The organism is Bacillus paramobilis (genome assembly GCF_038096195.1).
Taxonomy (GTDB): domain Bacteria; phylum Bacillota; class Bacilli; order Bacillales; family Bacillaceae_G; genus Bacillus_A; species Bacillus_A mobilis.
Genome location: NZ_CP151108.1, coordinates 287,287 through 311,137 on the forward strand (window position 1 = coordinate 287,287; position 23,851 = coordinate 311,137).

General features: G+C 37.0%; 17 protein-coding genes and 1 riboswitch. Of the genes, 7 read left to right on the plus strand and 10 right to left on the minus strand.

Features of this window, described 5'->3' with window-relative positions:
- Positions 1-2: 2 nt before the first annotated feature.
- Entirely contained in the window at positions 3-1,553 is a 1,551-nt protein-coding gene (locus tag AABL52_RS01370; protein WP_341518795.1) for a zinc ribbon domain-containing protein, read from the plus strand.
- A 12-nt stretch (positions 1,554-1,565) separates the two neighbouring features.
- The gene (locus AABL52_RS01375) at positions 1,566-2,945 is read left to right on the plus strand and encodes a zinc ribbon domain-containing protein (RefSeq protein ID WP_341519682.1); all 1,380 of its coding nucleotides are present in this window, start codon (positions 1,566-1,568) and stop codon (positions 2,943-2,945) included.
- Between the two features lie 194 nt (positions 2,946-3,139).
- Here the strand turns inward: AABL52_RS01375 and AABL52_RS01380 are convergent, their stop codons facing one another.
- Together AABL52_RS01380 and AABL52_RS01385 are read right to left on the minus strand one after the other, a co-directional pair.
- Positions 3,140-3,442 (minus strand): DUF3910 family protein, encoded by a 303-nt coding sequence (locus AABL52_RS01380; RefSeq protein WP_098238603.1) that lies wholly within the window; start codon positions 3,440-3,442, stop codon positions 3,140-3,142.
- An 80-nt stretch (positions 3,443-3,522) separates the two neighbouring features.
- Complete coding sequence (locus AABL52_RS01385; protein WP_000733334.1) at positions 3,523-4,401, minus strand: cell wall-binding protein EntA; 879 nt, start codon at positions 4,399-4,401, stop codon at positions 3,523-3,525.
- Positions 4,402-5,065: 664 nt separating this feature from the next.
- Here AABL52_RS01385 and opuD point away from each other — a divergent pair.
- Positions 5,066-6,583 (plus strand): glycine betaine transporter OpuD, encoded by a 1,518-nt coding sequence (opuD, locus tag AABL52_RS01390; protein WP_001230112.1) that lies wholly within the window; start codon positions 5,066-5,068, stop codon positions 6,581-6,583.
- Between the two features lie 563 nt (positions 6,584-7,146).
- On the opposite strand, the gene AABL52_RS01395 is transcribed toward opuD, so the two are convergent.
- From AABL52_RS01395 to AABL52_RS01420, 6 genes are all read right to left on the minus strand, one after another.
- Complete coding sequence (locus tag AABL52_RS01395; protein WP_000988760.1) at positions 7,147-8,448, minus strand: glycosyltransferase family 2 protein; 1,302 nt, start codon at positions 8,446-8,448, stop codon at positions 7,147-7,149.
- Entirely contained in the window at positions 8,445-9,200 is a 756-nt protein-coding gene (locus tag AABL52_RS01400) for a diguanylate cyclase (protein WP_000654297.1), read from the minus strand. Before AABL52_RS01400 ends, AABL52_RS01395 begins: the two co-directional genes overlap by 4 nt.
- 251 nt (positions 9,201-9,451) lie before the next feature.
- Complete coding sequence (locus AABL52_RS01405; protein ID WP_001051035.1) at positions 9,452-10,663, minus strand: NupC/NupG family nucleoside CNT transporter; 1,212 nt, start codon at positions 10,661-10,663, stop codon at positions 9,452-9,454.
- 346 nt (positions 10,664-11,009) lie between these two features.
- Positions 11,010-12,761, minus strand: coding sequence for an SH3 domain-containing protein (locus AABL52_RS01410; RefSeq protein WP_097844729.1), 1,752 nt, complete (start codon positions 12,759-12,761; stop codon positions 11,010-11,012).
- A 209-nt stretch (positions 12,762-12,970) separates the two neighbouring features.
- A complete protein-coding gene (locus tag AABL52_RS01415; protein ID WP_144563914.1) occupies positions 12,971-13,855 on the minus strand; it encodes a D-amino-acid transaminase in 885 nt (294 codons plus the stop codon).
- Between the two features lie 511 nt (positions 13,856-14,366).
- The gene (locus AABL52_RS01420; RefSeq protein ID WP_341518796.1) at positions 14,367-16,295 is read right to left on the minus strand and encodes an LTA synthase family protein; all 1,929 of its coding nucleotides are present in this window, start codon (positions 16,293-16,295) and stop codon (positions 14,367-14,369) included.
- Between the two features lie 545 nt (positions 16,296-16,840).
- On the opposite strand from AABL52_RS01420, the gene AABL52_RS01425 reads away from it, so the two are divergent.
- The gene (locus tag AABL52_RS01425) at positions 16,841-17,206 is read left to right on the plus strand and encodes a YkvA family protein (protein WP_000435500.1); all 366 of its coding nucleotides are present in this window, start codon (positions 16,841-16,843) and stop codon (positions 17,204-17,206) included.
- A gap of 50 nt (positions 17,207-17,256) precedes the next feature.
- A complete protein-coding gene (locus AABL52_RS01430; protein ID WP_098258012.1) occupies positions 17,257-17,748 on the plus strand; it encodes a metal-binding protein in 492 nt (163 codons plus the stop codon).
- Positions 17,749-17,865: 117 nt separating this feature from the next.
- On the opposite strand, the gene AABL52_RS01435 is transcribed toward AABL52_RS01430, so the two are convergent.
- Positions 17,866-18,183: a DUF4870 domain-containing protein gene (locus AABL52_RS01435; protein ID WP_001014106.1), complete on the minus strand. Its 318-nt coding sequence runs from the start codon at positions 18,181-18,183 to the stop codon at positions 17,866-17,868.
- A 283-nt stretch (positions 18,184-18,466) separates the two neighbouring features.
- Here AABL52_RS01435 and lldP point away from each other — a divergent pair, with 283 nt between their 5' ends.
- Together lldP and thiC are read left to right on the plus strand one after the other, a co-directional pair.
- A complete protein-coding gene (gene lldP, locus AABL52_RS01440; protein ID WP_341518797.1) occupies positions 18,467-20,128 on the plus strand; it encodes an L-lactate permease in 1,662 nt (553 codons plus the stop codon).
- Positions 20,129-20,199: 71 nt separating this feature from the next.
- A riboswitch (TPP riboswitch) is annotated at positions 20,200-20,315 on the plus strand.
- A gap of 113 nt (positions 20,316-20,428) precedes the next feature.
- A complete protein-coding gene (thiC, locus tag AABL52_RS01445) occupies positions 20,429-22,189 on the plus strand; it encodes a phosphomethylpyrimidine synthase ThiC (RefSeq protein WP_341518798.1) in 1,761 nt (586 codons plus the stop codon).
- 101 nt (positions 22,190-22,290) lie between these two features.
- Here the strand turns inward: thiC and AABL52_RS01450 are convergent, their stop codons facing one another.
- Positions 22,291-23,649 (minus strand): arsenic transporter, encoded by a 1,359-nt coding sequence (locus AABL52_RS01450; protein WP_340421474.1) that lies wholly within the window; start codon positions 23,647-23,649, stop codon positions 22,291-22,293.
- Positions 23,650-23,851: the final 202 nt, after the last annotated feature.

Consider the following 23,851-nt stretch of genomic DNA (forward strand, 5'->3'; position numbering starts at 1 on the left):
AGATGTATTGTCGCACGTGCGGAAAGCAACATGGTGAGGAAGTAAATTATTGCCCAATTGAAGGTAGTATGGAGATTGCGGGAGCTACGGATGTAGTAACGTTAGAACAAGATACTGCGAAATATTGTAAAGGTTGCGGCAGTGAAAATGCTCAGCAAAATTTATATTGTCAAAAGTGTGGGCATTCTTTATTTGTTGTGAAGAAAAAAGAACAAACTGTAAAATTACCTGTGATGGACGGCGCTCCTAAAGTTGAATTTACAGCAGATAAGGCTTCGTTACAAACAGGTGTTATTGGTGGAGCTATTGCAAGTATTCTTATGTTAATTGCTGGATGGATTGGTAGTGTATTATTTGCATCTATGTTAAGTGAGATGTTTAGTACATTTGCGAAAGAGTTAAAAATGCTATCAAGCTTTTATACGAGTGCGACTTCTACGCTGCTAAGTTATCATTTACTTGGTTTTACAGCTAGTGCCGATAGTGGAATGGTATTATCTTTATCTTGGCATACTCCATTTACATTATTATTGATCATTCCATTTATTATTTTCGCTGGAACAGGAATTTGGTTAGGAAAGCAGGGCGCTGCAAAAACGATTAAAGATCAAATTTTTATGGCAGCAATAGTTGGTATTATTTATGGCGTCTTTTTATTCATCATAAGTTTTATCGCATCACAATCTTTTGCAATTCCATTCACAGATGGAGGTAAGATTACGGTTGGTTTTTCAGCATTTAAGAGCTTATTGAGTGGTTTTGTATGCGGAACATTATTTACTTTATTAGGATTTATTGCTCATACAAGCAAAAACAATATGGCAGCAGCATTCCAAGAATTAATGCCATATGGAGCATCTATTTATTATGGAATTTCATCTATGATAAAAGGGTTTTTAGCGACAGCGGTAGTAATGTGCATTTTAGCTGTAGTGCTAGTAAGTAACATAGACAGTGCTGCGCCGTTACAAGAAGAGAAAGAATCTAAAACACAAGGTGTATTATTAGCGCTAGAATTAGCACCTCAAGTATGGAGTATGGCTCATTTTTCTCCGTTAGAAGTGTCAAGTCCAGCATTTGATCATCAATTTAAAAAATATACTAAGCAAGAATCTGATAACAAATTAGCATTTTCATTCGTGTCAGGTATTTCTATGAATGGTATCGGAATGAAGGATGTCATAATTGCACAAGGTGGATATCCAGAGGATCTCGCTGAAGTAGAAGAAGTAAATGGTGCATTCCATTACGGTTTATTACTACTTATCATTCCAGCATTCTTTATGTTCATGGCTGGGAGAAAATTAGCGAAATTACCAACTACGAACATGTATATCACACTAGCAGTATGTAGCGGTTCTTACACGATTATGATGATTGTACTGAACATCATTTCTAAATTCCAAATTGATGTTTCAGGAAAGGTCATGAATTTAGCTGGAGCAGGCGGTACTGTACTATCTATGCAAAATTCATTTGTGTATTTAACTTTGTTTAGTTTTATTTTGACATATGTAACGGCATTCGCCGGAATGAAATTAGCTAAAAAATAGGGGGAGAGCATGTTGAAGTTTTGTGGAACATGTAACAAGAAGGTTGCAGATCATTTGAACTTTTGCCCCGAGTGCGGAAGTAAGGTCGAAATAATCGTTGATAACACTGTCACTTCATATACAGAATTGCAAAGTGAGACCAAACCAGTAAAAAGTAAGAAAAATTTATTTTTGATTATTGGTTTCGTCATTATTGCAGCTTTATTATTTGGAGCATATAAATTTGGAGCAAATAAGTTTTCAAAAGAAAAGCAAGTGAATGTAATGATTGAAGCATTCCAAAAGAAAGATATCAATGCGATTGATGAGTTTGTGAAAGCAGAAGACCCGAGTTTAAAGATTAAGACAGAGGATATTAAGGCGTACATCCGTTACTTGAAAGAGAATCCGTCTTATAACAAAGAATTACTGTCTTATTTACAGAAAGAGACTGTAGATCAAAAGTTAACAAAAGATAAAGCGGCCTTTAAAGATGGACAAATTGTCGAAGACGGAAAAGAATGGTTCTTATATCCGAAGTATAAGTTCAGCATGAAATCTTATTACATGAGTGTAAGCACAACTGCAAAGAAAGCGGAAATATCTGTGAATGATAAGAAGGTAGCAGACATTTCTAGTGATAAATCTTCGAAAGAGCTGGGGCCATACTTCCCAGGTACGTATGTTGTAAAGGCAACGGCGAAGACAGAACTTACTGAATTAGAAACAGAAAAAGAAGTAGAGTTAGCAGATGAAAAGAGCGGAAAAGTAGAAGTGGATTTATCACTTGAAGGTAAGTATGTAACCATCTCTTCTGATGAAAATGAAGCAACTGTGTTTGTGAATGGTAAAAAACGCGGGAAATTAACTTTTGGAAGTTACGAACTTGGTCCTGTATCGACAGATGAAACAGTAGAAGTACATTTAGAGAAAACTACTGATTTTGGTGTAGTGAAATCTGAAAGTATTAAAATTGGAGACCAAAGCACGTATTACTTAAAATTCCCAAAAGAAACATCAAGCTCAGCAGTTGGCGATTTTGTACGAAGTCATATTTATGATAATGTACGTGCGATTTCATTAAATGATTTTAGTCTAATTGAAAATAATTATGATAAGAGCGGGAAATCGTATAAAGAAGACCGTGATTACCTACAATATTTACACAAAAAGGGAATTACAGAAGACTTATTAACGATGGAAGTTCGTAATATAGAGCGTCAAAGTGCTACGAAATATAAAGTAACGACATACGAAGAGTACCATATTCGTTACGGTGATGGGTCTGTAAAGTTCAAAAGCTTTAATAATGACCATATAGTTACTGTTAATGGAAATGGAAAGGTGCTATATCATTCTCTTGGTGCCAATAATACGTTGAAATCAGAGGAAGTATCTGGTCCGACTCGTTAATAAAAGAGAGAGGTTGTTCAATGTTTTTGAACAGCCTCTTTTTTTGTAGAGTCTCCTATTGTGAATTTTTGTCGGTAAAGCAATATTTCGTGTCGAACCGTTAATATATTTTCTCTACTCGTGTTCAAGAAGGGGAAATAAAAAGGATATCACTTAGCCGAAAAAATCTGGCGAGGTGATATCCTTTTTTACAATTATGAGCGCGTTTCCTTTACTATCGCTTGTACATATGGATCATGTAATATTTGTTCTATGATTGGTAACATGTTTTGTTCGAATGGAATGTCGATAGGAAATGGCTTTTGTGAGCCGGGTTTGATTCCATATTGGACAATTTTGTAATGTGTATTTTCTTCAGAGCTGAGCACAATTAATTTATATCGATTGTCATCGCCAGCGAGTGAAAAGTCAATGGAAGTAGCGTCGTATGTTACTTCATCCTTATATATATACGGTTTTGGTGTACCGATCCAGTCTACTTTTGCTTGTACATTCATGGACATAACCTCCTTATAAGCTATTATAAAAAAATAAAAGCCAGCTCTCAACAAAGAGAACTGGCTTTAGCAGTCATTGGTTATTTTAAAATTTTCACTTTAACAGTTTTGCGTCCCCATTTTTGAGCAGCACTATCTGATCCAAGTAGGATGTCGATACGGTTACCTTTAATCGCACCGCCAGTATCTCCAGCGATAGCTTCTCCGTAACCTTCAACCCATACTTTAGATCCTAATGGGATTACTTTCGGGTCAACAGCGATCATTTTCATGTTTGGGTTCGCTGTTAAGTCATGACCCATTGCAGTTAATACACGGCCGCCGTATGTGCCACCGTTTTCGCTTGGGTGAGCTGTATATGCTGTAGCTACAACTGTTAACTCACGACCATTAGAAGGTTCGCTAGTTTCAGCAGCTTTCACGGCAGGTTTAGCAGCTGGTTTTGCTTGTGCTGCAGGTGCTTGCGCTTTAGCTGGTGCTACAGTTTTAGCAGGAGCAGGTTGTTCTTGTTTCTCAATAACAGGTGCTGTACCTGTTAAGAAAGGAACGTGAACATAAGCTGTTTTCCCGTTATATTCGAATTGTAACCACTCATTTTGTACTTGGTTCGTTGTTTCGATCATATCGTCTTTCTTCAACGTTCCAAGAACTTCTGAGTCTGTGTTCGCTTCAGCACGTACGTTTAATACGTTAGCTGTTACGTAGTAGATGCTTTTTGTAAACTCTGTACTTACGAATGCGTCTTTACCATCTAAAGTGATTTTTGACCATCCGTTCTCTGTATTTTGAACATCTATTTTATTCCCGTTTAGTAATTTACCGACAACTTTTGATTCCGTAGTAGGGTTTTCGCGTACATTTAGTACGTCTGTTGTTACAACAGTTTCTGCATTAGCAGATGATGTGAAAATCCCAAGACCAAAAACTGCTGCTGTTGCTATTCCAATTAATTTTTTCATGATAGCCTCCATTGCGTTTGTTTTCGTGTCCTCATTATAGCAACAGATTTTTTCGGATTTCAGGAAAACACACAATTACAAACCATTCGTAATAAGTCGTTAACATCCTGTAATATAACAAAAAATATAGGAAAGCGTATTTCATTCTATGTAATTAGTAGGTTTCTACTTATATTCAAAATATTTAATACAACATATTGTTTTCGGCGGAAATAAAAACATTACAGGAGTGTTACATGATGTTTACTAAACGATTACATTCCTTGAGTATTTTACCGTTTTATGGGTAATATAGTTATATAAACATAAACATTTCGTTTGTGAAACTATAAACACGTGCTATATACTAGCAAAAAAACCGCATAATTGTTACAAAAAGAAAGGGTTGCAAGGAAGAAAAATGCCCTTTTTTACATCTGTAACACATCCTTTTTTGGGAAAATACATTCCCATCCGCATTTTTCTCACACAATTTGACAGCAGTATTTCGATCTCATAGCTCTTGCAGAGTGAAAAGGTTATACGGAAGGTAAGGCTGTCCATAAGAATTCGAATTGGTGAAGGTGAAAGTAAGAAAATCACCGTAAAATTATAGTTTTCTATCCGATTTTACATATCGGAATTTATGTTATTTACAAAAGTGAAACCTACGAAGGGGGATTTGATGAGGAAACTGACAAAAACATTCATCGTTTCATTAACATTATGTATTGCATTTACAATTTGGGGGATTATTCCCGAATCTATTATTGGAAAAGGTAGCTTAGGAAATGTAACAACCGCAATTCAAACTGCATTAGTTAGTAAGTTTGGATGGTTCTATATTATTTCTGTTTCTATTATATTAGGTGTGTCTATCTTTTTAATTGTTTCGAAATACGGTTCCATTCGTTTAGGTAAAGATGATGATGAACCTGATTATAGTTATATGACATGGTTTGCTATGCTATTTAGTGCTGGTATGGGTATCGGTTTAGTTTTCTGGGGCGTTGCCGAACCATTAAACCATTTGTACGCACCGCCGTTTGGAGAAGGTGCAACAGAGGAAAGTGCGCGTCTTGCACTACGTTTTTCATTTTTCCATTGGGGATTACATCCGTGGGGACTATATGCGTTTGTAGCGCTGTGTATTGCTTACTTTACTTTTAGAAAAGGAAAAGCAAGTACGATTAGTGCGACAGTAGGTCCGTTATTTAAAGGCGGGGAGCATGGACGTATTGCTCATTCATTTGATGTGTTAGCTGTTTTTGCAACTGTGTTTGGTGTTGCAACATCATTAGGTCTTGGTGCGAAACAAATTGCTGGTGGTGTTAGTTATTTAACATCTATCCCGAATTCATTGCCGACACAGTTAGTTATTATTGCAATCGTAACCGTTCTTTTCATGTTATCTGCGCAAACAGGTCTTGATAAAGGAATTAAATATTTAAGTAATGCGAATATTATTTTGGCATTTGCACTTATGATTATTGTATTATTTGCAGGTCCAACAAACTTTATTATGAATTACTTCACTTCAACAATCGGTTCTTATATTCAGGAATTGCCAAGCATGAGCTTCCGTTTAAGTCCATTAGATGAAGGCGGAAATCAATGGATTCAGTCGTGGACAATTTTCTATTGGGCATGGTGGATTGCATGGTCACCATTCGTAGGTACGTTTATTGCACGTGTTTCACGAGGACGTACCATTCGTGAGTTTGTTATCGGTGTGTTACTCGTACCGACTGTAATTGGTGCACTTTGGTTCTCTGTTTTCGGCGGGACTGGTATTCATATGGAACTGTTCGGCGATGCACATATCTTTGAAAAAGTGAAAGAAATGGGGACTGAAGTAGGATTATTCGCTATGTTTGATCAGATGGGAAGCTTTGGATCAGCTTTATCAGTTCTAGCTATTCTTCTTATTTCTACATTCTTTATTACATCTGCAGACTCTGCGACATTTGTTTTAGGGATGTTAACGACACATGGTAGTTTAAATCCACCAAACCGCATTAAAATGGTTTGGGGTATCGTTCTAGCAGTGTTAGCTTCTATCTTATTATATGTAGGTGGATTAGAGGCCTTACAAACGGCAGCTATCATAGCGGCATTCCCATTCGTCTTCGTTATTTTCTTTATGATGGCAGCATTATTTAAAGAGTTACAAAAAGAAGGGCGTATGAAGCGTCATAAATAATAGAAGGAAAAAGAGCTGATTGTGTATCAGCTCTTTTTTATATAGAAGAAACTTGAACTGCAAGTCAAGGAAATAAAATACTTTACGAGATAAGTAGTATGCCTTTTATATAAAGAAAAACCGATACATTTCGACAAATTCCGATATTTTATAAATTCTATTCATATTTTTGACAAAAAATTGTCGGAAATGTGTTGTCACGTTTATGTATATGTGCTATATTATTTCCTGTAAGCGATTTCAAATAGTTTTAAAGCGCATTCAAGGGGGACATCTAGAATAATGAAACGTTACGAAAGAAAGTGGAAGCATATTTGTTTGAAACGTGTGGCACATCGTAGTGTCCAAGAAAGCACGGAACCTAAGACTGAAACGCGCAAAGAACAGCAAGAGAAGCAATTGGTTCTACAAAAATAGCAATCACTTTTTCGTATATAAATGAAGGTCAATCGTTCGTTGGGGGATGGACGTGAAATTACTTTCAGCTAAGGGGTATTGTCTGATATATAATTTATACGGCAATAAATAAGCACAGAGCATACGGCGCTCTGTGCTTATTTTTATTATTTATCTTTTTTGAATCGAACTGTTTTATCCCAGCCAATGACTTGTTTCTTGCTTTTTGCACGTAAGTATAAAATTAAGCTACGAATAAATAAGTACGTAAAGAGCTGTGCGTACGTAAAGTACATGATAACACTAATAAAAATATTAGTTGGTGTAAAGGTTCGTTCTACACTCTGGGCACTAAATAATTGAGAAACATATGTAATATATGCGACATACCACATAAATAGTAGCGGAATGCTATATTGAATTTGGAATATCCCGAGTAACCCAATTACAAACCAAACGTTTGAAATGATTAAGAATAGCCAAAATACAACATACACTAAAACTTGTTGTAAGGAATGGACGAGAAGTTTTCCTTTAAAGAAACTTAAGGAAGAAAACATTTTTTCTAAAATGTACAAGTTCCCTTGGAGCCAACGTGTACGCTGTTTAATAAGGATTTTTAAATGCTCAGGTTCTTGTTCCCATGTAATCGATTCCGGAACGATTGGCAAGAGATAGCCTTTTTGTGTAATTCGTAATGTTAATTCAGCGTCTTCTGCAATTGCATACGGATCATAACCACCAAGCTCCTCTAATGCAGAGCGGCGAAGAAGCATGTTTGTTCCTGTTAGTGAACCTGTTTGGAATAGTAACCAGCGTCCAGATTGCATAAGGAGCTGGAAGATTTGAAATTCTAACGAAATCATTCGTGTTAGCCAGTTTCTTTTTTCATTTACAGTACGAACGTGACCGACAGCTCCAACAGCATCCTCGGTTGTTTCAGCGTGTTCTACAAGCATTCGCAGTGCATGTGGTTCAGGCTGGTTATCTGCATCATACACACAGAAGTATTCACCATCTGAAATACTAAGACCATAGTTTAATACACGCGATTTCCCTTTTGGTTCACCTGCCGGAACGCGAATGTGACGAATATGAGCATAAGCTTTATCGAAATCGTCACCAATTTCAGGTGTCTCATCTTGAGAGTTATCGTTTAATAAATAAACAGTTAGTTTTCCTGGATATTCAATCTTCGCCATCGCCTCTAAAGTATCTTTAATAACGACGCCTTCATTGTGGGCAGGTATTAAAATGTCGACGCTTGGATAATGTTCTAGCGTACGATCTTTTCGTTTCCTATTTCGGTGAACTAAGCCCGCAAGTGTTAAGAAAGAATAGTAAACGAGTAAGCCAGAGAACAGAAAGGCTGTAAAAATAAGTACATATTTAATTGAAAATGTGATGCTGATCCAAAAAACAAGTACGCAAAACAAGAGGAATAAAAGGAGTATAACGAGTGTCATCATAATACTGTCGGTCCTTTTGTAGCGATTTGTTCTCGTTTAATCTTAATGTCTTGAATTGCCTCAGCTGCAAGCCATTTTTCCATTTTAGGCTGTAGACGGTTCATTACAATATCGGCACCAGCTTCATTTGTATTTTGTAATAAAATGACTAATGTGTTGTTATCATATTCAGCAACAAGGTCAAAGTCAGCCCTTACCGTTTCAACTAATAATGAAGCTACACGGTCCATAACACTTTCCTTCGTATATTTACTAAAGGGAGTGAAGTCAAAATAAATCATAAGGCCTGTTTCATTACGACGATTCATTGCATTTATTAATAATGCTTGTCGTCTTTCGAATTCTTGTCTTGTTAATAATTTTGATTCTCCAATGTATTGTTCTAACGTTCTCACACGTTCGGTTAATTCTTTATTTTCATGAATAACCTTCTTTAATAAATGAGTTGATATATATACGATGAAGAAGTTTGCTGCCATTAGGAAGTGAGTAATAATGTATTCCCATTGTTCTGATGTACTCCATAAGTAAAGCCATGCTTGGTAGAACAGATAGAATACCGAAGTAATGGTTCCTAATATAAAGAGAACAAATGCGGTTTTATCAGTCAATAATAGAAATAGTACATTAACAATTACATATATAATTGTGAAAATGAGAGCATGCTCATATTGGGTTACATGTACAGTTGTAAAATAAAATAAAATTTGTAAAATCCACATAGAGAGGACTTTATAGAAGTTATCTTTCACAAAACTTTCCTCCTTAAAGATAATTCATGCAAGGATACTTGTAGTATGCGCAATTATTAAGAAATAGACCGGATGAATAGGTTATTTTACAGAGCAACCACAAGTAGTATCCCTCTTTTGCAAGAAAAAATAAACAGACTTACTAATTATTTTATCATAATGTTTTTATATTTCGGCATGAAGTATTTAATATATACGAAAAAAACATAATAAAAAGCCTCCTCTTTAGAAAGAGGAGACTTTACATCATTTTATAGGAACATCATACCTGCAACTGCTGCATTTAAGAAGTTCGCTAATGTACCAGCGATAACTGCTTTAATCCCTAACTGTGCAATTTGTTTACGGCGAGTAGGAGCTAACGTTCCTGTTACACCTAATTGAATTGCGATAGAAGAGAAGTTTGCGAATCCACAGATTGCGAATGTTAAAATTAAATTTGTTTTTGCAGAGAACTCTGCCATATGTGGTCCTAAGTTTGCATATGCAACGAATTCGTTGATTGCAAGTTTTTGACCGATAAAGCTTGCTGCTTGCACAGCTTCACCAGGAGAAACCCCGATTAAGATTGCAAATGGTGATAGTAAGTAACCGAAGATTAAATCAAGGCTAAGTTTAATATGGAACAGAGAGCCAATTAATCCTAATAGACCATTTAATAAAGCGATTAATGCGATGAAAGCCATTAACATTGCGGCTACGTTAATAACAAGTTGCATACCTTCAGATGCACCACGTGCAGCTGCATCAATAACGTTTGCGTCTTCACGTTCTGTAGAAAGCTCAACGTTATTATCTACTTCTTCTGTTTCTGGCATAATTAGTTTTGCAATTAATAAACTTGATGGAGCTGCCATAATTGCTGCTGCTAATAAGTGTTCCAACGGAATTCCCATCGCTGCATAGCCGACAAGAACTGATCCGGCAACAGCTGTCATACCGCTTACCATAATAGTGAAGAATTCACTATTTGTTAAACGTGCTAAGTAAGGTTTAATTAAGATTGGAGCTTCAGTTTGTCCTAAGAATACAGTTGTTACAGAGTTTAAACTTTCAGCTTTAGAAGTTCCAAGAAGTTTACTTAATGCGCCACCAACGACACTGACAAATTTCTGCATAATACCGAAATAATATAAGATTGCAACTAATGAACTAATAAATACGATTGGAAGTAGTGCTTGAATGAAGAAAACAAATCCCCAAGGGCCTTTTGCGTTGACTAAATCCCCAGCAACGAACTTAATTCCCTCGTAAGAAAAATTAATTAATCCTTGAACGCCATCTGCAGCGTATTTTAAACCTGCTTTTCCGGCATCCCATCGTAATACGATAAATGAAAATGACATTTGTAATGCTAGCGCAATTAAAATTGTGCGCCAATTAATAGCTTTGCGGTTGGAAGATAGTAAGAAAGCGATTGCTAATACTCCAATCACGCCGCCAATTCCCCATAAAAGATTCATGCAGTGTATGCTCCTTCCTCATAGTAAAAAAAGTGTATAAACCAGTTGTCTATACTTTTGCGAATATAACATCTTAAGTAACTTATCATAATGGACATCGGAGGTCAAACGTCTAACGAAAAGTTTAAATAAAAAGAAAATTCTTTAAAAAAACACATATAAAATAAATAGACATGAAATAGGTTATGTTTTTTGTGGGAATATATACATTGTGATAACGTTAGGGGTTATTTTTGTGGAATATAGTGTATGAAATAGGGAAATAGATACATTATTTTTTCTTGGATAGAGGTGACACATACTAAAAAGAGCCTTCTAGTAATCTAGAAGGCTCTAAAAATATAACTTAAGGTGCCTTTGTGTATCCTAAGAAATGGCTCTTCCAATAAGAATTACTTAATGAAGCGATTGCTACACCTTTATCTCCGGCTTGGATAAATGATCCCCCGCCAAGGTAAATACCCATATGAGAAGGACCTGCTTTATAAGTGTCTTTGAAATAAATTAAGTCACCTGGTTGTGGGCTTGAAGTTTGTGGTAAGCTGCTCCAATATCCTGCAACACTTTGACGACTAATGTTATGACCAAATTTCTTAAATACATGGTAGATGTAACCACTGCAGTCAACACCAGTAGCAGAAGTACCGCCCCAAACGTATGGTACGCCTTGCATTCCTTTTGCGTATGCAAGTAGGGAAGAACTATCGCCGTTATTATTACTTGTATTGTTGTTATTATTGTTATTATTTTGATTGTTATTTTGGTTGTCGTTAGGCTTATTATTTACAGCGCCACCAACTGGTGTTTTAGATAGGAAACGTGTTCCGATATAACCATTTTGACCGTTGTAGTTAATTTTACTCCATCCAGAGTTTTCAGAGATTACTTGAACCTTCTGTCCTTGTGGAAGTGCGCCTATGATTCTATAATTTGTACCTTCGCCGCTACGTACGTTTAGGGCAGAAGCATTAATGTAGTAGTCACCAATTGCACCTTGATCAGGTTGTTTTGGCTGTTCAGGCTGTTTCGGTTGTTCAGGAGTAGCAGTGCCACCTTTAACGAATTTTACAAATTCGCTACTAACGAAGCCTGTTTTCCCTTGATAGTTTACTTTAAACCAACCGTTTTCAGATCCAACTACGTTTAATGTAGTACCATTTAACACGCCACCAATTACACTATGGTAAGCAGCAGGGCCTGTACGAACGCGTAGAGATGTTGCGTTAACAACGTAAGTACCGCCAGTTTGAACAGTTACATTATTGTTTTGTTCTTGGTTGTTTCCTTGCGTAACGTTGTCGTTAGAACCGCCTTTTGTTACGTAGTCTTTGCTTACGTAAGCAGCTTGTCCAGCATAATTGATTTTGAACCAATCTTGAACTTCCCCAACAACTTGTACGACTTGTCCTTTTGCAACAGAACCTACAGTTGTATGAGAAGTGCTAGGACCTGTACGAACACGAAGGGAAGATACATTTACTGTATAGTTTCCGCTTGCTGGTTTTACAGATTCTTGGTTGTTATTATTTGTATTGTTGTTTGAAGAACCTGCATTAGAAGAAACACCAGATACAAATTCGCCACTTACATAACCTACTTGTCCATTATGGTTGATTTTCACCCAACCATTTTCTTGACCAATTACGTTTAATGCTTGTCCTTCATATACACGTCCTGAAACAGAACTAGAAGTGTTAGGAGCGGTACGTACACGTAATACATCGGCAGTAACTTTATTGTTCCCACCTGTTGTACTTACATTAGAATTGCTTGCTCCATTTTTTGATACAAATTCGCCACTAACAAATCCTGTTTTTCCATTCATGTTAATTTTGAACCAACCATTTTCTTCGCCAATCACATTTAATGATTGACCGTTATAAACACGCGAGATGATGTCGTGAGAAGTACTTGATCCTGCACGAACATGTAATACGCTAGTGTTTACCGTATAAGATGAGCTGTTTGATGCAGAAGCTTGGACAGTTGTAGCAGCTTTTTGTGTATTTTGTTCAGGGGCAGCTTGAACACTATCAAGTGTAGGTGCTGCTCCTCCTGCTACAGACACTGCCGCAAGACCGGCAAGGTATTTTTTCATAATTTGTCGATTCCTTTCTGTCTGTAATGTAGTGAAGAAATATTTACCAACTGTTAAAAATTCTAAAGAGCATGTCGATTACTGTCAAGACTTATGCGGGAATCTGAATATGACAAAAAGATTACAAGAAAAAATCAAGGCATAAATTATACCTTGATTTCCATTTAAATACATATATTGAATGTAGAAAGGTTAGAAATTATTCGTGTTTAAGAAGATGACATATTGGATTGTAACAAGCTTTGAGAAAAGGATCTTTGCAAGATTTTAGTTATAGGACCAACTTGACCATCTTGAATGGCAGTTCCATCAAGGTGAGTCATCGGCAAAATTTCAATCGTCGTTCCTGTAAAAAAGCATTCATCTGCTTGATAAACATCGCGAATGCTAAACAGTTCTTCTTGTACCGGAATGCGAAGGGTTTTCGCTAAAGAAAGGACATATTGACGAATAATACCATTTAAAATAAGGTGATTGGCTGGATGTGTGTAGAGAGTTCCGTTTTTTATGAGAAAGAAATTAGAACAACTTCCCTCAGTTACAGTACCATTTCTTACGAAAAGAGCCTCTTTACAACCTTTACGTTCAGCTTTCGTAGCGGCTAATACATTGGGTAATAAATTTAATGATTTGATATCACAGCGTAGCCAGCGCGTATCGGGTTCTGATATAGCACGTACACCATATTCAATCCATAACGCGGGTCTTTCTTTCTTCGTAATATAGGCATAGATTGTCGGCGGGACGTCATATGAAAATGTGTGGGTACGAGCTTGTACACCACGAGATACTTGTAAATAAATCGTTCCATCTTCGTAGAAATTATTATTTTCAATTAGTTTGTAAAGTAGGATAATAAGTTCTGCTTTTGAGAAAGGGAGTGATAATTCTATTTCTTCCATGGAGCGATATAATCTTGTGATATGCGGATCTAATAAGTGAAAGTTCCCTTTATATAGGCGAATAACTTCGTAGACACCATCTCCAAACTGCAAGCCTCTTTCTTCAAGTTCTATGTACGCGCGATGTTTTGTTGTATCAATAACTGCATCATTCCATAGTACAAATTTTTCGTATGCCAATTTCTGTCCCATCCTTTCGTAAGTGCATAAGTAAAGTGAAGCTTTCATTCATTTGGAATAAAAATCACTATAGTAATTTTTATGTGAGTACTTCTTTACATATGCCGTATATGTATTTGTAAATGGTAGAGAAGTAGTAGTGATTTACAGCATTTTGTATATACAAATTCGAAAATAAGAAATAAGAATCCTGCTTTTGAATAAAAAAAAGCAACATTCTTATGGAATGCTGCACAAGGAGGGTAGCTATCTTTCATAGGGACATCGTCTTATTGAATGTTTTGTGTATGGAAACAAAACATATTGAAAGACAATTATAAGAAAGTAGAAATAAACGATTCATATATTTCTTTAAGGGATCTTATTACAGATGAGAGATAAGAAATATATAGAACCTTGCTTACATATTTTATTATAGAGATGTTTCGTTAATCCTATGTGAATATTTGGTAAAGGTTATGTAATGTTAAAGTTAATGAATATAAGTGATTGTATGGAGAAATATAAAAAAAAGAGGCTGAGATTACTCAGCGCTCTTCTTTTCTTCTTTAATAGCTGTTTTTACTTCACCAGTTTTGGTCTTATTACTTTCAGAGAAGCGAAGTAAGTCACCTTCAATGATTTTGTCAGACATGTTCAATTCATTTTGGGCGCGATCAATGAGTGGTTGAGATTCTTCTTTTGGTAGTTGTACAACTTCACCGGTGTTACGGTCATAGAATGTACTGTTCGTGTACATGTACTTATCTGTAATGAAGCTACCGTCACGAAGAACAACGAACCCTTTATTATCAGGTGAGAATACATCATGACCAAATTGAATTTGGTTCGTAGAATCTACACCAAGTAAATTTAGAATTGTTGGTTTAATGTCAATTTCACCAGTTGGTTTTGAAATTGTTTTACCTTCTTTTTGACCTGGAACGTGAATAAACATCGGTGTTTTTTGTAAGTTCATATGGTCAAATGCAGTGATTTCTTCTTTTCCTAAGAACTGTGCCATTGCACGGTTATGATTTTCAGAAATACCGTAGTGATCACCGTAGAATACGATAACTGAGTTGTCGTAAATACCTTCAGCTTTTAGACGCTCAATAAAGTGTTTCATTGCTTCGTCTAAATAGCGAGCAGTTACCATGTAACGGTCAAATACGCCATCACCAGAATTGTATTCATCGATTAATTTCGTGCTGTCATCATAAGTGAATGGGTAATGGTTTGTTAAAGTAAGGAAGCGAGTATAGAACGGTTGCTTCACTTCTTTTAACATATCGATAGATTGATCGAAGTATTCGATATCTTTTAATCCCCAATTTAATTTCGTTTCTGGCGTAATCTTGTAGTCAAGCTCGTTGTAGTAACGATCATAACCAAGCGCCGGATACATAATGTTACGGTTCCAGAATGTTGCGTTGTTCGCGTGGAATACTGATGTGTGGTATCCTTGCTCACGTAAAATTTCTGGAGTTGCTGTATATTCGTTATTACCGTGTGTGAAGAATACAGCACCACGGTCTAGTGGATACATGGAAGTATCTACTAAGAATTCAGCATCAGATGTTTTTCCTTGCCCAGTTTGATGGAAGAAGTTATCAAAGTAATAACTTTCTTTCGTAAATTGGTTTAAGAACGGTGTAACTTCTTGTCCGTTAACTGTTGCACCAATTAAGAATGTTTGTAATGACTCAAGAGAGACAACAATTACGTTTTTCCCTTTTGCCGTACCAAACATATTTGGATCTGGTTTGCTTTGCGTTGTTTTTACGTAGTTCTCTGTTTCCTGTAACTTACTACCGTCAGCAAAAGCTTTTTGTGAACTTGATTTTGCTTGTAAGCCAAGATCATACACTTGGTGTACATATAAACCTAAGTTTTTAACAAGCATAACGCGGTCGAATGAACGTGTTAATAGTTCAGGACGCTCAGCTTCTGCAAGTCCTAAGTTTGCGAAGAAAATAGCAACTGTTGACACGAAGTATAGGGAACGCATTGGGCGTGCTACACGTTCTGTCGGTGCAAAATTCTTCATCTTCTTCAATAAAATGAAGAATACAATAATATCAGCAAATGCAAGGATAATTTTGTAGTTAAACAATTCTTTCACACTAGAACCTAAACTTCCAAAGTTAGATGTTTGTCCTAGTACTGGTAAAGTAACGAAGTCATTGTAGAATCCGTAGAACATTACGTTACCAACAAGAATGATTGTTAAGACAAAATTAATTCCAAGTGCTATATAGTTACGTTTTTTCCCTTTTGCAAATAATGCAAGGCCAACAAGCAGTAATGATGCTGCTAATGGGCTAAGGAATAAAATGAATTCTTGCATGAAAGATTCAAGTTTTAAATCAAAGCTTGTGCGTGTAATAATATATGTCTTCAACCATACGGCTAAAGCTACGAATACAGTGAAACGCACATTTTGAAATTGTGATTTCAAGGTTTCTTTCATTCATTTCCACCCTTTCTCTATCAGGCTTGGTCGATTTTGGAGCGAAAAATGCTAAAATAAAAAATACATAGTTTTCTTGGCCATAATTAGAGGTTCTATATTCACCCATATACGACTATAACTATGCATACCCTTTTGGTTTCTTGTGCTGCTCATAAGCATAACGTCATTTCTGTATTATACAACAAAATTCATTTCTGAGAAACACTATAACATTTTACATTTTTTGTATGATATTTGTCACTACCAGAGAAAACTTTAACATTCGTTTATATGTCCGTCAACTAGAAAATATAACAAAGGTAGAGCAGAATGTTCAGTGAAAGTGAAAATTTTCTTGTTGAGAAATAAGAAATGACAATGGGTGAGTGGTTATCTAGAAACCTATTATATGAAGGGAAGTATGTAAAAATTAACGAACACTTGTTCTTTTTTAGTTTGTTTGTTACAATGAAAGTTCATTGATAGATTATGTGTAATTTTGATGAACTTTTACTGATAACATATTGTAGCTTATTTCTTTAAAAAAATAGGGAGGCTTTTACATGGAACAAAAATTTTCAGTTGAAGCGTTTTGGAAGAAAGCAAAACATGTTGCAAAGCAAGCAGGGCAGTCGGTCATTTATGCAAGTTTATTATTGTTTTACGTTTTGCAAAGACCTGATGTTCCAAAGCGAGTGAAAATTATTGTGATTGGAGCACTTGCTTATTTTATTGCACCAATTGATGCCATCCCAGATTTCATTGCTGGAGTTGGTTATACAGATGATTTAGGGGCGTTAATGGCTGCGCTATTACAAGCGTCGTTATACGTCAATGAAGAGGTGAAAGATAAGGCACGAGTAAAGTTGGCAGAATGGTTTGGTTCGGATATAGACACATCCTTTATCGATCAGAAATTAGATCAATAGGTGAGAACTGTCATATGGTGACAGGGCGAACGTAAGCGAGGAAGTGCTTTATGCCATCAGGAAGAACGCATACGAAAATAAACTTAATATCCCTTCCGGTTGTTTTGTTTATGCTCTTTTCGTATGGATTAACAAACTTGGATTTTTTATTAACTTTTGCAATTGGCTTTTTAGTAGGTACTTCATTTTTAACGCCGGATTTAGATACATATAGTAATGCGTATAATAAATGGGGGTTCTTACGTATATTTTGGTATCCGTATAAGAAGGTCATGCCGCATCGCTCCTTCTTTACACATACAATTATACTTGGTGATGTGATTCGTATTGCATACATGTTAATTGTATTTTCTCCGTTTTTATTCCTATTAAATATAATCGCGCTTGACGGGAATTTGATAGAAATTACGAAGAAACATGAGGTTGAAATTGTAACGTTCGTAATGGGAATTGTTGTGGCAAGCACGCTTCACATTATAGCGGATAAAGTGAATACGCGCCGCAAAAAAATGATGAGAAAAAAGAAGAAACGCAGAAGATAAAAAAACCGTCCCAAAAGGTATTTTGGGACGGTTTTTTCTTATTAATAAGTCGGTTATCGACGAAATTTCATTTATCATCATGCGATAGTGTCTTTTTAATCAAACGTTTGTTTAACCTTAAGCTTTCAGCACTTTAATACCTTTTACGATGTTCCAAATGAAGTAGTATAAGCTAATAATGCCGCAAATACATAAGACAATCATTGCTCCAATGCCAAGTGTTACGTCTGGTTGATCCGATCCGATGCCCATAATTCCTAGAATAATAAATCCAATAAATGACGCGATGCTTGGAATGATGTGTGTCCATAGAGCGCGTTTTGCATGTGGTTTTGTTTCAGAATCTCCCACAATCCACACAATGATAGGGAATAAGATAGGGGCAAATAATACACTAAAGTATGATAAAGCTGCTAATATTTTGTTTCCGTTCATATATATCACCTCATAAATAATATCCGTTGTTATACCTTTATTATGCAGGAAATGTAGTGAGCTTCCTATCGATGAACATTACAAGAACGTGACGTTTTTGTAAGATTTCCACACTAAATAATAAAATTTTCAAAAAACTCTTTTGTAATATAAATGGTTGTGATAGAATTAATGAAAACGTTTTCTTAAACGTTTTTTATTTTAGACTTAAAGGTATGATGACCTGATAGTCTATTGATGAGGTTATTCTATTTAAAAGGGGATTCTTTAGGGGGAGAGAACAATGAACACATGGACACAAGTTTATGATCCGTTCGGAAACATTTGGATTTCGGCAGCGGTCGCACTTATTCCGATTATCTTTTTTTTCTTAGCTTTAGCAGTTTTTCGCATGAAGGGGTATGTAGCAGGATTTATTACAGTTGTACTTACAATTTTAGTGGCGTTATTCGCTTATAAGATGCCGTTCACGATGACGATGGCAGCGACCGGATATGGTTTCTTATACGGACTATGGCCGATTGCTTGGATTATCATTATGTCGGTATTTTTATATAAAATATCTGTAAAAACAGGTCAATTCGATGTCATTCGTGCATCTGTATTATCCATTACAAATGACCATCGTTTACTCGTTATTTTAATCGGTTTTTCATTTGGAGCATTTCTGGAAGGGGCAGCAGGATTTGGTGCACCAGTAGCGATTACGGCAGCACTTCTTGCAGGTCTTGGATTAAATCCTTTATATGCAGCGGGTCTTTGTTTAATCGCAAATACGGCACCAGTAGCGTTCGGAGCGATGGGAATTCCGATTACAGTTGCTGGACAAGTAACTGGTATTGATCCACATAAAATTGGACAAATGGCTGGACATCAATTACCGTTTCTATCATTATTTGTTCCGTTCTTTATCGTATTTTTAATGGATGGATTTAAAGGAGTAAGACAAACATGGCCAGCTCTATTTGTAGCGGGTAGCTCATTTGCAATTACGCAGTTCATTACAGCGACGTTCTTAGGACCAGAACTTCCGGATATTACGTCAGCACTTGTAAGTTTAGTGAGTTTATCGCTATTCTTAAAAGTTTGGCAGCCGAAAGAAATCTATCAGTCTAAAGAAGCAAATAGTGAAGTAGCTGCGGCAACGACGGCAACATCTATGCCGAAACTAACGGTAGGAAAAGTCGTAAAAGCATGGTCTCCATTCATTATTTTAACTGTAATGGTAGTCATTTGGAGCCAAAGTTTCTTTAAAGCGTTATTTGCTCCAGGTGGCGCATTGGAAAGCCTTGTGTTTAAGTTTGAAGTTCCAGGCTTACACAATCTAGTAATGAAAGCAGAGCCAATTGTAAATAAACCGACGCCTTATGAAGCAATTTTGAAATTAGATATTTTATCAGCGACGGGAACAGCAATTTTAATTGCTTGTATCATTTCTATCTTTATTTTGAAAATGAGTGCAAAAGATGCAGTAGTAACATTTAAAGAAACGCTAAATGAGCTTAAGATGCCAATTCTATCTATCGGATTCGTATTAGGATTCGCATTTATCGCAAACTATTCTGGTTTATCTTCTACACTAGCGTTAGCGCTTGCTGGAACTGGCGGACTATTCCCGTTCTTCTCACCATTCTTAGGCTGGATCGGTGTGTTTTTAACAGGATCCGATACGTCAGCCAATGCACTGTTCTCGAATTTACAAGCGATTACAGCACAGCAAGTCGGTGTATCAGAAGTACTTCTCGTTGCAGCAAATACAACGGGCGGTGTAACAGGAAAAATGATTTCTCCGCAATCGATTGCAATTGCTTGTGCGGCAGTTGGACTTGCTGGAAAGGAATCAGATTTATTCCGCTTTACAGTGAAGCATAGTTTATTCTTCGTAATTATTGTTGGTATTATGACGTATGTACAGGCATATTATTTGACTTGGATGATTCCATAAACAACAAAAGAAATAACCTTTGCATTTTTCAGATTATCGTGTATGATGGGAAAGTATTGAAAATTAAATCAGTGATAAACTAGGGGTGCCTAACGTATGCGTAGGCTGAGAGAGAAGCGTGTGAACTTCTTAACCCTTTGGACCTGATCTGGCTCGTACCAGCGTAGGGAAGTTAACGGCTTTACATAATGATGTCTTTATGAGCCAGGTCCTTATTTTTTTATGGACCTGGCTCTTTTTATTTTGGCATACGCTGGCCATATCTCGTCCTTGTCACGTACAGGGGGGGCAACAAAGGTTATGAAACAGTCTGTTTCAGCTGAGCAAATTGAATTGAAATCGAGTTTACCAGGAAGTAAGAAAGTGTATGTGGATGGACCACGCGCGGGTATGAAAGTGCCGATGCGCGAGATTGAACAAAGTGAAACGAACGGCATTCCGAATCCGCCAATTCGTGTATACGATACGAGCGGTCCTTATACAGATCCTGCGTATAAGGTGGAGCTGGAAAAGGGGTTGCAGGCGCCGCGCCACTCTTGGATTATAGAGCGCGGAGATGTAGAAGCATACGAAGGGCGCGAAGTGAAACCAGAGGATGACGGTGTGAAAGTGGCTTCGAAACATACACCTGTTTTTCCGCAAATGGATCGCCAGCCGCTTAGAGCGAAGCAAGGGGCAAACGTTACGCAAATGCATTATGCGCGCAATGGGATCATTACGTCTGAGATGGAATATGTTGCGATTCGTGAAGGAGTAGAGCCTGAGTTTGTTCGTAAGGAAATCGCGGAAGGCCGTGCCATTTTACCAGCGAATATTAACCATCCGGAAGTAGAGCCAATGATTATCGGACGTAATTTCCACGTGAAGGTTAATGCAAATATTGGAAACTCTGCTGTATCTTCTTCTATCGCAGAAGAAGTAGAGAAGATGACGTGGGCAACACGCTGGGGTGCAGATACGATTATGGATTTATCTACAGGTAAAAATATTCATACGACGCGTGAGTGGATTATTCGTAACGCGCCTGTACCAGTTGGAACTGTACCGATCTATCAAGCGCTGGAAAAAGTAAACGGAATTGCAGAAGATTTAACGTGGGAAGTGTATCGTGATACGTTAATTGAGCAAGCGGAGCAAGGTGTTGATTACTTTACGATTCACGCTGGTGTATTACTTCGTTACATTCCGATTACAGCAAAGCGTACGACAGGTATCGTTTCACGTGGTGGTTCAATTATGGCACAGTGGTGTTTATTCCATCATAAAGAAAACTTCTTATACACTCATTTTGAAGAAATTTGTGAAATTATGAAGCAGTACGACGTTTCGTTCTCTCTTGGAGATGGATTACGTCCAGGTTCGATTGCAGATGCAAATGACGAAGCACAATTCTCTGAGCTTGAAACACTTGGTGAATTAACGAAGATTGCTTGGAAACATGATGTGCAAGTGATGATTGAAGGACCTGGGCATGTGCCGATGCACTTAATTAAAGAGAATATGGAGAAAGAACTTGATATTTGTCAGGGCGCGCCGTTCTATACTCTTGGGCCGCTAACGACCGATATTGCACCAGGTTATGACCATATTACCTCAGCAATTGGAGCAGCGATGATTGGCTGGTTTGGAACGGCGATGCTTTGTTATGTAACGCCGAAAGAACATTTAGGTTTACCGAATAAAGATGATGTTCGTGAGGGAGTTATTACGTACAAAATCGCTGCGCATGCGGCTGATCTTGCGAAAGGGCACAAAACGGCTCATCAGCGTGATGATGCACTTTCAAAAGCTCGCTTTGAATTCCGTTGGCGCGATCAATTTTATTTATCTTTAGATCCTGAACGTGCGATGGAATATCACGATGAAACATTACCAGCAGAAGGCGCGAAAACAGCTCATTTCTGCTCCATGTGTGGACCGAAGTTTTGTAGTATGAGAATTTCACATGATATTCGTGAATACGCAAAAGAAAATGATTTAGAAACGACAGAAGCAATTGAAAAAGGGATGAAAGAGAAAGCGAAAGAATTTAAAGACACTGGTAGTCATTTATACCAATAATACGTTACACCTCTTTACTTGATTGATCACACTGTAGTACCTAACTTAAATATAGAAGAAGCCCGCTTTGCTAAGACGGTAGCAAAGCGGGCTTCTGTCGTTTATAGCGTGAAGAAGAGGTGTACCCAGTAGTATAAGAGGAATAATGTGACGACTGTTGTGAGAGGAATAACGATAAGGGATACACTTAAATAGTCTTTCCATTTTACTTTAATTTTGTTTTGTTTCAGGATATACATCCAAATGAGGGAAGCTAGCGTACCGATTGGTAATAATAGTGAACCGATGTCACTACCAATAATGTTTGCGAGATAGATAGTTTTTAATGTGACTGGGTCTAGTCCCATTTCTGTTAATGTGATTGTACCAATCATAAGTGCAGGATGGTTATTGAAGACGTTAGAGAGGAGGGAGACGAGTCCGCCCATTGCAAAGCTGGCATAGAGTAGATGTTGACTTACAATTGGTTCAAGCCAATTTACAAGCGCCGCTGTTAACCCTGCGTTATGAAGCCCGTAAATAATGACGTACATAGAGAAAGCGAAAATTAAAATGTGCCACGGTGTCTTTTTCAAAATGTCGACAGGGTTCGTTCGTAAGTAGTACCATCTCCAGATGAGAAGAACGAGTGAACCGAGTACGGCAACAATTTCAATTGGGATGGATAAGAAGGATGCAACGAATAGAAGACAGCGCATAAGGAAGACGAAGCCTAATACTTTTAGCATGAATCTTGTCCGTTTTTGTTTCGTATCAACCGAATTTTTTCCTTTTAATGGATGGAAGTTTTTCGTGAAGAATATTTCTTCGATATCGTATGAAGAAACAGGTAATTTTTTTGGTAGTTTTTTCTTTAACACTGTATACATAAGCCATGACATAAACAATAGTCCTAATGTTGCAGGTACAAACATCATAGCAGTATGCATATAAAGAGTCATATTCACGATATTTAATGCGATTAAGTTTACGATATTACTTACACCAATTGGTGCACTAGATGCAGTAGCGATTAAAGCACCGCTTAATAAATAAGGGATTTGTTGATGCGGTTTTAATTTAAGGTTTCTCAGTAGTAAAATTAGGATTGGTGTTGTAATTAAAATACTACCGTCGTTATTGAATAAAAGAGTCATAAGAAAACATAATAATTGAATATACCAGTATAAACGGCGACCGGAGCCTTTTGCTAAATTCGCAAGTTTTGCTGCGGACCAGTGGAAGAAGCCGAAGCTTTCTAATATAACCGCCATAACGATGGTCGCTAATATTGTTATGGAGGCACCGCCAATTTTACTAATAATGTCCATGACGTCGGGTCTTGATACGAGTCCAGTAATCAAGATAATGCCAGCGCCAATTGCTGCCGGCCACGCCTCATTTAAACCACGGGGTCGCCAAAAGATAACAACCATCGTTAAGAAGAATACAATAATAGTAATCCATATTTCAATGCTCATATTTTGCCTACCTTTCTATTTTCCCTTGAACAAATGTAGCTTGTCTCAAGTTTGTATTGATAGTATATTCAGCAAAAAATAAGAAGAACTAGACGTATAATGGATTAAAGCGAATATGTGTTTTTCAAGCTAAAGGACAAGTGTCACTAATAGAGAAATAACTATTGTGAGAGGGGTCTATAAATTATTGGGGCGATAAGAT